At 65.0% G+C, this 1,592-nt stretch carries 2 protein-coding genes; one reads left to right on the top strand and one right to left on the bottom strand.

All coding sequences use genetic code 11. The features are described 5' to 3' along the window. The first annotated feature begins 131 nt into the window (after positions 1-131). Positions 132-967, top strand: a protein-coding gene (locus ACFULQ_RS49090; protein ID WP_383558356.1) for an IS5 family transposase whose coding sequence is annotated in 2 segments (ribosomal slippage) — positions 132-479 and positions 482-967 — 834 coding nt in all. Because the reading frame shifts where the segments join, the coding sequence is not laid out codon by codon here. Here ACFULQ_RS49090 and ACFULQ_RS49085 read toward each other — a convergent pair. Continuing rightward, on the bottom strand, positions 960-1,388 hold the full coding sequence (locus ACFULQ_RS49085) for a hypothetical protein (protein ID WP_383558353.1): 429 nt from the start codon (positions 1,386-1,388) through the stop codon (positions 960-962). The genes ACFULQ_RS49090 and ACFULQ_RS49085 overlap by 8 nt on opposite strands. Positions 1,389-1,592: the final 204 nt, after the last annotated feature.

The following is a 1,592-nucleotide window of genomic DNA, read 5'->3' as shown; positions in this document are numbered from 1 at the left end:
CCCATCGGTACCCGGACCCTCTTGCGCACCTCAGTCCCGCACTCCAAGAATCGCCACATAAATCAACGAAATAGGTTAAAACGACCTCTTAGAGGTCGTTTCCTTTGGTGTGATCGTTCGTTGATCGGTGCATGGCGGATCTGGTTGAGCGGCTGGTCCCGGACGAGTTGTGGGTGCTGTTCCGGCGGGTGGTGCCGCCGACGGTGGTGATACGTCCGCAGGGCGGTGGTCGGCGTCGAGCGGGTGACCGCGAAGCCCTGGCGGCGATCATCTTCGTGGCGACGTCGGGCTGCACCTGGCGGCAACTGCCGCCGGTGTTCGGCCCGGCCTGGCCCACGGTCTACCGCCGGTTCACCCAGTGGAGCCGGGACCGGCTCTGGGCCAGGCTCTACCGCGTGATCCTCGACGAACTCGGAGCGCGGGGCGAGCTGGACTGGTCCCGATGCGCGATCGACTCGGTCAGTCTGCGGGCCGCAAAAGGGGGCCACTGACGGGACCGAATCCGACTGACCGCGGCAAACTGGGATCGAAAATCCATCTGATCTGCGACCGCAATGGGCTGCCGCTGTCCCTGGGCATCTCCGGCGCGAACATGCACGACAGCCTGGGCCTGGAGCCGCTCGTGCGCGGCATCCCACCCATCCGATCCCGCCGCGGGCCCCGGCGCCGGAAGCCGGCGAAATTGCACGCCGACAAGGGGTACGACTACGACCACCTGCGGCGATGGCTGCGCCAATGGGGCATCCGTCCTCGCATCGCCCGCAAGGGCATCGAGTCTCCACAGCGGCTGGGCCGACACCGCTGGGTGGTCGAGAGAACCGTGTCCTGGCTGGCCGGCTGCCGACGCCTCCACCGACGCTACGAACGCAAGGCCGAACACTTCCTCTCCTTCGTCGCCATCGCCGCGGCCCTCATCGGTTGCCGTCGGCTCACCCAACACCGCACGTCCCTGGCCCCGATCAGCTGACCTGCCCAAGCGACACCTGGGCGTAGTCCGCATCCCGGAACACGAACACGGTCGGCTCCGTGTCGTACTCGTGCCGCAGATAGCCCCCGTACCCCGGGACCGCGATGTGCGGAGCCACCAGTGTCAGCACGGCATCAAGCAGCGGCAGATTGTCGTCGATCGAGTAGTTGCGCGCGAAGACTTCCCACATCGGACGGCCGAGTTCGTCCACCCTCTCCGATCTCCGCATGGTCGCCATGTCTCCTCCCGGCAGCTCACTGCTGGGATACGTAAGGAACAGCGGCCAAGGATGCTTCTCCTCGTCAAGGCCCTCCGGGCAGTGGGAGTCCAGGCCCAGATGCCAACGGCAGGCTGCCAGCTCAGCCTCTGGGGTGTCGCTGCGCAGGAAGCAGGACAAGACGATCTCGTAACGCTCACTCATGCCGCGCATTATGAGGCCACTCGCTGACATCAACGGCTCAACGGCGATCACCCGCACACCTACCGGTGCGAGCCCTCACCAGGACCATCACCAAAGGAAACGACCTCTTAGAGGTCGTTTTAACCTATTTCGTTGATTTATGTGGCGATTCTTGGAGTGCGGGACTGAGGTGCGCAAGAGGGTCCGGGTACCGATGGGGACGGT

Origin of the sequence: Streptomyces sp. NPDC057253 (assembly GCF_042669125.1) — a bacterium.
Taxonomy (GTDB): domain Bacteria; phylum Actinomycetota; class Actinomycetes; order Streptomycetales; family Streptomycetaceae; genus Streptomyces.
This window is presented reverse-complemented; position numbering and strand designations above follow the sequence as displayed.

Coding starts and splice junctions, on each gene's coding strand:
- ACFULQ_RS49085 (WP_383558353.1), bottom strand. CDS start 1,388: ATGAGTGAGCGTTACGAGATCGTCTTGTCCTGCTTCCTGCGCAGCGAC.